The 9323-nt window shown below is 56.0% G+C and carries 6 protein-coding genes; 3 read left to right on the top strand and 3 right to left on the bottom strand.

Going from position 1 to position 9323, the window contains the following annotated elements:
• Nucleotides 1-101: 101 nt before the first annotated feature.
• Nucleotides 102-1403: an IS701 family transposase gene (locus A3A5_RS0106850; RefSeq protein ID WP_026200533.1), complete on the bottom strand. Its 1302-nt coding sequence runs from the start codon at nucleotides 1401-1403 to the stop codon at nucleotides 102-104.
• A 551-nt stretch (nucleotides 1404-1954) separates the two neighbouring features.
• Here A3A5_RS0106850 and A3A5_RS0106845 point away from each other — a divergent pair.
• From A3A5_RS0106845 to A3A5_RS0106835, 3 genes are all read left to right on the top strand, one after another.
• Nucleotides 1955-2575, top strand: coding sequence for a hypothetical protein (locus A3A5_RS0106845; RefSeq protein WP_018309866.1), 621 nt, complete (start codon nucleotides 1955-1957; stop codon nucleotides 2573-2575).
• A 1339-nt stretch (nucleotides 2576-3914) separates the two neighbouring features.
• Nucleotides 3915-4247: an aldehyde dehydrogenase family protein gene (locus A3A5_RS0106840; protein ID WP_081623821.1), complete on the top strand. Its 333-nt coding sequence runs from the start codon at nucleotides 3915-3917 to the stop codon at nucleotides 4245-4247.
• Between the two features lie 981 nt (nucleotides 4248-5228).
• A complete protein-coding gene (locus A3A5_RS0106835) occupies nucleotides 5229-5861 on the top strand; it encodes a response regulator transcription factor (protein ID WP_026200532.1) in 633 nt (210 codons plus the stop codon).
• A 582-nt stretch (nucleotides 5862-6443) separates the two neighbouring features.
• On the opposite strand, the gene A3A5_RS0106830 is transcribed toward A3A5_RS0106835, so the two are convergent.
• Nucleotides 6444-8210, bottom strand: coding sequence for a histidine kinase (locus tag A3A5_RS0106830; RefSeq protein ID WP_369797758.1), 1767 nt, complete (start codon nucleotides 8208-8210; stop codon nucleotides 6444-6446).
• Nucleotides 8211-8263: 53 nt separating this feature from the next.
• The gene (locus A3A5_RS0106825) at nucleotides 8264-9268 is read right to left on the bottom strand and encodes an ABC transporter substrate-binding protein (RefSeq protein WP_232431283.1); all 1005 of its coding nucleotides are present in this window, start codon (nucleotides 9266-9268) and stop codon (nucleotides 8264-8266) included.
• Nucleotides 9269-9323: the final 55 nt, after the last annotated feature.

Genomic DNA, 9323 nt, shown 5'->3' with positions numbered 1-9323 from the left:
GTGTCATAAATGTGATCGATCAGCCAGACGCGCAACATGAGCAAAGGCCAAGGCCGCGGATCAGGTGGAAACTGAGTTGATGACGGAGTGTGGTGATTGAATTAGTCACGTGCCGCTGCGCGCGCAGGGCTGCCCCGGGGGATGTAATCAGCGGGAAGCGCAGGTATCTGGCGTTCGAGGAAGTTTTTTTTATTCTCTTCGGACTTCACCGCAGCGAGTCGTTCGGCCATCAGGAAGCCGTAGGCTGCGATACTCAGCGTCGCATGATGGTGGAATCCGCGCCGGCCCCGACCTTCATAGTGACCAAGACCGAGGTCTTGTTTCAAGTCCTGGTAATCGCGCTCAATACGCCAACGCATTTTGGTCACGAACACTAGTTGTTCTATCAGCGCATCGGCCGGTGCTGTGGACAAGAAGTATTTGGTCGGCTCCGCCTCGCCCTCTGGCCACTCGACCAGCAACCACTCTTCGTCACGCAAGGTGCTGCGCCAATAGTCCCGATGTGCCGGGCGAACCCGCACGGCCGCAAATCGCGATGAAAGGGCCGCATTTGTGCCTTCCCGCCAAGTCACCACTTGGTAAGCACTCGAGGGTAAAGCCATTGCCAAGGTCTTCACAGAAGCCGGCTCATGGCCCGGTGCGCGACGCAGCAACTTCGGTGGCCTGCCCCGGCCGCTTGCCGGTTTGGCCGGAAGTGGCGAGACGCCCTGCGGCCACACCGTCGTCGAGGAGCGAATCCCGACGGCGTAGAGCAGACCCAATTCGGTCAGGCTTTCGCGAAAGCCGGTTTCATCGCCGTATGCGGCATCGGCCAGCACGACTCCGGCAGGCACGCCGGCGGCAATCGCCTGCCGAACTTGTGCCAGTGCAATCTCCGGCTTGGTGGCGAACGCGATATCGTTTGGCACGCCGGCCTTCTCGCGGCGAGTCGGATCGTCGGCCCATTCCTTGGGCAGATAAAGCTGATAAGCAATCGGAAGGCTGCCTTGCTCCGAGGCTAGCGACAGGCTCACTGCAACCTGGCAGTTGTCCTGTTTTCCGAGCTGCCCGCAATATTGGCGCGCCACACCTACCGAATGTTTGCCCTTCTTAGGGAAGCCCGTGTCGTCAATGATCCAATAGCGACCGTTTGGTGCTTCCAGGAAGGGCTGAACCCAATCCCGGACACGCCTCAACAATAACGCATCCGACCAATCGGACTTGGAGACAAAGTGGTGCAGTGCTTGATGCCGGGCACTGGCATGCAGTGGGTCAACTCGTGCTGCCATCGGTTCGACGCTCTTGCGCGACAACGGAAGCATCAGGCCAGTGCAGTAGCTCTCCAAGCCGGCCCGGCGATCTGCGTTCCCCAATCCCTCAGCCAAGTAGTTCATGTAATCCGCAAATCGGTCGCGTGTGCTCATGCACTTCCCACCTTGAATGAAGAAGTACATATAATGCACTAACTTTTATGACACAGTAAGATTAGGGTCATCTGAAAACTTTCAGTTAAAGTTTGACAAGACAGCCACATTGCATAGACGACCGCCTTGTTCGAAGCCATCTTCACCTTGCGATAGCCGGCACCGATAGGTGCGGAAGCTGCCGCTGTCGGCACGATGCATAGAGTTTCGCCTAGTGTGCGCAGCGAGACGGCGGAGCAGTGAGGTAAGCAAAGCCCGATCATTCGCATGATCTTGAGGCTCTCTTAGTGCTAGCTAATGAACCGCTAACTGGCCAGTCCTATGTTCCTCATGTCCTCTAACACTTCCATTGCGCCGCCAATAGGTGGAGATGAGGTCGATCGTCTGTCGATATTAGACGGCTGAGCAAAGTTATCACATCAAGCGCTTGTCGAGTGTTAAACCTTGTCAACTTGTGACCCCCCATCCTCCGGGACAAGCGAGGTATGGACATGCCTGTGCGTCTAAACCTGTTCCCGCCGGTGAGACAAAACGGCAGCATGCGGTAACCCGTGTATGTTGTCCAGCAGAGCAATGAGGCCATCTACGTGCGTCTCAAGGAGGAGCTCGTTCTCGAATGGCTAGGCAGCCTGAAGTGCCCAGATATGTTCACGCTTAATGCGGGCGAAAAAATTGGCGCCGGCCTGCTGGGCGCAGCGCAAGACATGACCACGTTCCTGGATAACCTGCCCGAGAGCACGACGCCGCCGATCTACTTCCACCTGTACACGTTGCTCCATAGCTACTCACATTTGCTGATGAAGCACGTGTCGGAGTACTCGGGCTTGGACCTGGGCTCGCTGGGCGAGTACATCTTCCCAGCGGACCTGGCCTTCGTGGTCTACCGCAACGGAACCACGATGGATCTGGGCAACCTGTCAGCGCTCTGGCGCAACTCCGGCACGGCGATGCTGACCTCGATGCTAGGTTCGAAAGCGACCCAGTGCGGTACGGGTTCGCTTTGCACGGAGCGCCGCGGCGCTTGCCCTGACTGCGTGATGATGCCGGAGACGTCCTGCGTTGCCGGTAACAAGCTGCTGTCGCGCTCGGTGTTAAGGTCCATCGGAGGCAGTCCTCGCCTTGATAAGCGCGGGACCCCTATTTGCGGCTACCTCGACATTGTCACTCCGTAGCCCCGACCTGCCCGCCGATTCGGTGCAGTCGGCCCGTTCGTTGGTCGACGCGGCGCAGTTAGGCGTCACCGAAGAGGGTGCGACGCGGGACCAACTCGAGCGTTCGGTTGGGCTTGGTCTTTTCGAGGCAACGGGATGCGACAGTAGTCCGAGTTGTGCTCACCAAACCGCCGCGGCCTAGCGTTCTGGAGCAAAAGCTATCGGCGCTGGGCTGCCGAACAACAGACCTGGAATCCACCGAACGCGCCTTTCACGGTATGGTTCGGGCGGCGCAGCGGCGCGTGGTCATCATGACGCCGTTCCTCGACAGTAGGGGCGCTGCTTGGCTACAGGAGATGCTGGCGCACGCCCCCGGGGGTCGAACGCACCCTGATTCTTCGCAGCCTGGAAGACTCCGCGCGGAAGGACTACCCGGTCGGCTTCGATGCCATCTCGTCGTGGCTCAAGGGGCACAGCGTGCATGTCTTCAACTATTCGATGCCACGCATGGACCGTGGGGGGGAAGCGATTCACGCAAAGGCGGTGCGCTGCGACCGCAGCACCGCCTACCTGGGTTCGTCGAACGTAACCGCGGCCTGCCTGCCTCGAAAACTCGATGGAGATGGGCATCGTGCTTGAAGGACGTGCCGCCGCTGGCGTCGCTGAGGTCGTGGACGCAGTCCTTGCTGCAGCCACAAGATGGCTATTACGTCTTGCTCAGCTCCAGCCTCACATGGCGATAGGGCGGCGAATGGCATCACCAGTCTGCAAACCTTCGGGCTCAGCTGCCCAGCAAGTGCACTCATAGTCGAGCCACGCCCAACTTCCAACGTGACGTCGGAGCGGGCGGCGGCTATCAGCTTACGTTTTTGGAACCGTTTAACGGTATATCTGTTGTGCGCGATTGCGAGAGCTATGGTCGGGGTGTAGTTGCCGGTACGATTTTAAGGTAATCCCGATGACGTTGGACCCAAGCTGCCTGAGCTCGAGTAGTGGTATCTGACGCCCTGGGCGTGCGCTTCCATTCGGCGCGCCGGCGCCGCTGACATTCCGGCGATGAGCAGTATTGCTGGGGCGGTGACTGCGGGCGCGAACGTCGAAGAATCGGCCGCACTAATTAGAGCACTTTCGGATCTCCACGGTTACCCCCGTCTGCAACGCACGGAACAGGCGAAGCGCCGCGTGATCTGGTGGCAGGCGTCGGTCGATGCCGCACGGTATGGTTCTACGCAGAAAAGTGGCTGAAGATCCTCATGTTCGGCAGTCCCACTAATTCGTGCATGAAATCATGCCAGTCTCACTTTTTCCGTTCTTTTGCTAGGCATAGCCGAGGCGAATAAGTTGCCAAGCCCTTGATTTTATGGGCCCACCAGTCTCGCGAATTCCGATTCCCCACACCACGCACTCGCTCGTCGTCGGTGATCCGAACGCGTCTGCCGCGCAGATGGGGCCGCTGACACGCCCCGACCTGCGCGATGCGCTGGATCGGCAGGTGCGTAGATCGGTTGAAGCCGGCGCCGTGTTGCTCGCCGGTGGCAAGGCCGTGGAAGGGCCAGGCAATTTCTACGCGCCGACGGTGCTCGGCAATATGCCGCCCGGCATGGCTGCCTTCGATGAAGAGACATTCGGCCTGTCGGTAAGCATCTGGGCGGGACGAACCAGCGCGCGCTGTCGGGCTGTGGCGTCTGCCTGAGCGTTCCTATCGCGACCCCTACTCTATTCGAGCCACTATCTGACCATTTTCGGCGCGGTTCGACAAAATTGCGTCAGTTCGTTCGATAAGCGACATGCAATCATGCTAAAAGTATTGTTTTAAGCACACGACCTCGCCTGCCTGCTTTACGCCGTGCGGAGCTATCGGCCGAACCCCAGGGAAGTTTACGCCGCTAGATTTTTGAACTCTTGTATCTCCTTCGAGGCGGAGTGTTTCTGACAAGCCATTCGTGTTATGTGGCGACAGAACGCTAGCAGCATAGCTTTCTGGGTTCGTGGATCGGGTGCCTCCTGCAGTTCATGGTGGTATGGAGGTTGCGTATTTGTGCATCAGACGGCGTGACGTTCGCCCGAAAAGCGCGTCATATGAGCGGCTATTTATGTTTGTTGCCTCTCCTTCTGCAACGCATTGATCATGATGTAATCCACTGCATGGTCGCCCATGGTCACTCGGATGCTTCTTCATACCCGCGGTCCGCGGCCGTCTAGGGAGTGACATGCGTACACGGTTCCTTCACATTCTGCTTCATCGCTTGCGAGGTGTAACGCCATTCGTTAGTCAGTCGCTGCGCTTGCACAGACCATTTACCTGCCAAAGGAGCCGCGCTGGTCATGTAGACGGCAAGCTCCTTTCCCCCCGCGAGTACAGCGAAGCTGCCGTCAAACTTGCGCGCACCTACTGGTAACTAAAAACTTCCATCCTTGCTTTCATATTCGATGGCGCCGGACGTAGGCGTATGAATACGCCACCACCGCGTCATCACGACGTCAGCCCTATGCTGGGACAGCCTCTGCTATTGCTGTACCCGATATCCGGAAAGCAGGTATATGGCGTACTATGTTCCTTTCGCACCTCGCAACAATGTTGGTGTTGACGATAGGGATTCACGATCCAAGTATCGACAGTGATCGCTGCGCTGTTGCGGGCCTGTCCATTTATAGCCCCAATCCGATGTCAAGCATGATTCGAGTTCTTATCGCCGAAGACCACGCGATCGTCCGCAGTGGACTAACGCAAATTGTGGCGACAACGACAGATATCGTCGTCGCAGGCGAGGCTGCGGATGGCAACGCTGCGTTGGAGCAGTTGCGCGTCGGTGACTTCGATCTGCTCCTCTTAGATATGACGATGCCAGGTATCAGTGGTATCGACTTGATCCGAAGGGTTCATCTCGAATGGCCAAATCTCGTCATCCTGATCCTCAGCATGCATAATGAAGCACAAGTCGCTTCAAGAGCCTTACGTGCTGGAGCCTCTGGCTATGTGACAAAGGATAGTGACCCCGAGATCCTGCTTGGCGCAATACGCAAGCTTGCGGCGGGGGGCAAGTTCATCGATCCGACACTGGTCGATGCCATGGTCTTTCACCAGCGCGGCACTGACGCGCCCGCACACGAAGTGCTATCGGATCGGGAATTCCAAGTATTGCAGCGGCTTGCCACAGGGCAAACCGTCAACGAGATCGCCGAGTCACTATCGCTCAGCGCCAAGACGATCAGTACCCACAAGATGCGGTTGATGCAAAAGCTGGGCCTCCAAAACAATGCCGAGCTTATCCGCTATGCAATCCGACATGGATTCACGCAGGAATAACAGGGGGAAAGTTCTTCTCCGTTGGCTGCCAACCGCCAGTATCACCGGAAAAATGGCGCCTATAAAGCACACTTGCTTTAACTCAAGCATGTCTAAGCTTTTTTAGGACAGGCCGCGCACTTTAACTCCGGGCGCCTCAGCAGAAAGCGGGGTTCATATGAGCAAACTGCAGCAGCTAAATGACCTCCCCCACCCGGTCGGTCGCGAAAAACCTAAAATGGATAGTGTCTGGAGAAAAGAAGAGGACGGTCGGACACCACGGCCTAGGCCGGTGCCGTACCGAAGCCCGGTGACGTACGGGTCAAATGCCGGCACGATGTACTAGTACGCGTGACGCACTCCGCACTCACCTGCGTTCCTTTTATGCCAATGTGCGGGGGCTCTTCAAAATGGAACAATATGGTCCGGCTATTATAATAAACGTTAATATTATGCCATTCAATCACATCTGAATCGCCGATCGGAATTTCCTGATGCGGGTCATGGGACAGTTATTTAGGCTGCCTTCCTATTCGACGAACATCAGTGCTAGCGAATCGGGGTGTCTTACACTCGCCCGGGACACTCACCTTGATTCGACCATCACTGAGGATTGTCGGAAGCTTCTCTAAGCCGCAGTCTTATTACGGTACCGCGATGCGGCTTGCTGTGGATTTGTAGCTCCGCGTGAATTAGGCGAGCACGTTCAGCCATACCGTGCAGGCCATATGAATAGCCAGCCCGAGCTGAAACAACGTCGAATCCTTGCCCGTTGTCTCTGATGGCCACTTCGATACCAGCTTCGGTATTGGCAAGTGTGACATCAACTTGGGAAGCACGGGCGTGGCGCGCTACATTGGTAAGTGATTCTTGTACGATACGAAAAATCGCCGTTGCACGAGGATCCGGAAGATTCGGTTCAGGATGGGTGGATTGGAAGCGGCACGGGATCTTGGTATGGCGCCTAAAGTCCGCAGCGAGCCATTCCAACGCGGACGCCAGACCATAATTTAATGCCGTCGGTCGAAGGTGACTGACCACATTGCGCACAATGCGAATGGTCTGCTCAATCAATTCGCGCATCTCTTCAGCCTTCTGTATCACGGGAGTTCCCGTGGGTAATTGCATGCTCAATAAAGATAGATCCATTTTGAGAGCTGTCAAAAGCTGCCCAAGCTCATCGTGGATTTCCATCGCTATGCACTTCCTTTCCTCCTCTCTAATCGCTTCCTGACGCGCAGACAATTGTTGCAGCCGTTCTCGGGATGCTAGCAATTCGAGTTCGGTCCATTTCCGCTCACTCACCTCTAATGCAAGCCTATCGCGCTGGAGCTGCAGATGATCCAAGGCGTGCTTGCGAGCCGTCACATCGGTGAGCAGTCCTTCGAGATAGCGAAGACTGCCGTCGTTTCCAATTAGGCCCCGTGCATTCAATTGGACCCAGATAGGCGTTCCATCAAGGCGACTCAACTGAAGTTCGAGCCCGCGAATTTCACCATGGGCTTTCAAGGTCTCGAACAAAGTCTCAGTTAGGCTAGGAGAAAGGGGCTTTTTTGGTGGGCCGTCGCTTTCCGCGGGCGCGGTCAAATCGCCCGCATTGTCATAGCCAAGCAACTGAGCCATCGCTGGATTGGCCTCGGCAAGATCGCCAGCCTGATCAAGGAGGAATATACCCTCAACAGCATTCTCTACGATGCTGCGATACTTTCTCTCGCTTTCTTGCAGAAGCAGTGTCGATGCGCGAAGGCGGTCGGCCATAGAATTGATTCGCACGGCGAGACGTCCTAGCTCGTCATCAGATTTCACCTCACAGCGAGCATCAAGGTCTCCACCGGCAATCCTATCGACCATTTTTTCGAGGCGATTGATGGGGCCGCGGACCATGCGCTTCAGTAAGAGGAAGCTAGTAGCGTAAAGTACTGCTAGGAGCGCTGCCATGATCGCAAATATGGCCTGCCGGGCGCGTTTGATTGCCTCCTGAGCGACAGCTTTTGTTAGTACAACGCGGATTTCTCCGATTTTCTCTTTCGGCGCGTTTCCGGGCGGATCATATTCAATTGCTCTTATACGTACCACGCTTTCATCCGAGTTTAAATGACGTGTACCTTTTACCGTAGCTACCGTTCCGTAGCCTTCTGCAGTAACCGTGAACTCGGCAACTTCTGGGTTGGGTGCAAGTGCAGCGAGCTGGTTTTCGATAGCGCGCAGATCAACGTTCCACAAAGGTAGAGCAAGCGATTGGCTGAAAAGATCAGCAATTCTTGTGGCCCGCTCGCCGAGTTCGAGAAGTCGGCTGTTACGCTCGTGTTCTACTAAGATATAAGCTGAAGTTCCCGCGACAGTCGCGACAAGTACGACGAGTGCAAGCATCAACTTGGTATGCAGATTTAGGGCTCTCAGAGAAAACTTGGCGAACAAACGCATTACAGGCTTTTGGTCGTGGTTTTGAAAAGATACTTCAAATCGAAATCATAAGGTCCTGAACGTTGATTAAGATGCTTTGAGTAGGGCCTTACGTCGAGGGCTTCAATTCGTCCGAAAACAACATCGGCAAAGCGACGGGCGTTCTTACGCTCAATAATGCTCAGATAGTCGAGCTTCAGACGCGGGCCCCCATGTTTTGCAAAATCCTTGCCCCAGTGATAATCGTTTAGCAGTACCATGGCCCATGCACCGACAAAATAATCGCCTGCCACGACGCCCGTCAGGCCGCCATCAATTACGCTTTCAAGCGCTTCTCTCAAAGCACCCACCCCTCCTACCAGAACGCGGGAGTTGCTCAACTTGACCGCATCAAGCGCGCCCAGCGCCATAGTGTCATTGGCTGCCCACATTACATTGGCCTCCGGGTACCGCGCCAGCAGTACGCGGGCCTTTTGGTGGCTATCAGCGCGACTCCAGTCACTGAAAACCAACTGGCAGATACGCGCATTTGGGGTTTGATGCAAGAAGGCGGCAACCCCGGCAGCCCTCTCCAGCGAGACCGGTGTATTCGGATCCCCGGTGATGCCAATAACATTAATCTCCCGTCCACCGAGTCGTTGATATAAACACTCCATCAGGCGAAATCCGCCTAATTCTGCGTTTGCCGTTAATGTACCGATCCAGTTCGAAATCTCCTCCCGTTCATTGCCGACGTACTGGCGCTGCTCGGATGTCAGATCGTTGTGGATAACCAATATTTTGGCCGGGGAGCGCGCCAACACTTTAAGCATCTGTTGTGCGGCCATCTTCTCGCTAACAATGATTACGTAGTCCGGTGGGCAATCCACCCAAGATAAGCCGCCAAATAAAATCGCAATTGGCGCCGAGAACGCTTGACAGGTGACGAGGTTCGAGGGGCCGCCGCCCTGCTTGCGCTGGATGTTTAGCGCAAGCAGGGCGGCGGCCAATAGAGGATCGCTTCTCGATCTTCGCTTGGCTCTCATGCCCCTGTCCGATTTGTTCGCTGCACTTGCCCAATATCTGCACACCAAGGTCTTT

Source organism: Cupriavidus sp. UYPR2.512, assembly GCF_000379565.1.
In the GTDB taxonomy this organism is placed as follows: Bacteria; Pseudomonadota; Gammaproteobacteria; order Burkholderiales; family Burkholderiaceae; genus Cupriavidus.
The sequence above is the reverse complement of the archived record's forward strand: the minus strand, read 5'-3'. Positions and strand labels throughout refer to the sequence as shown.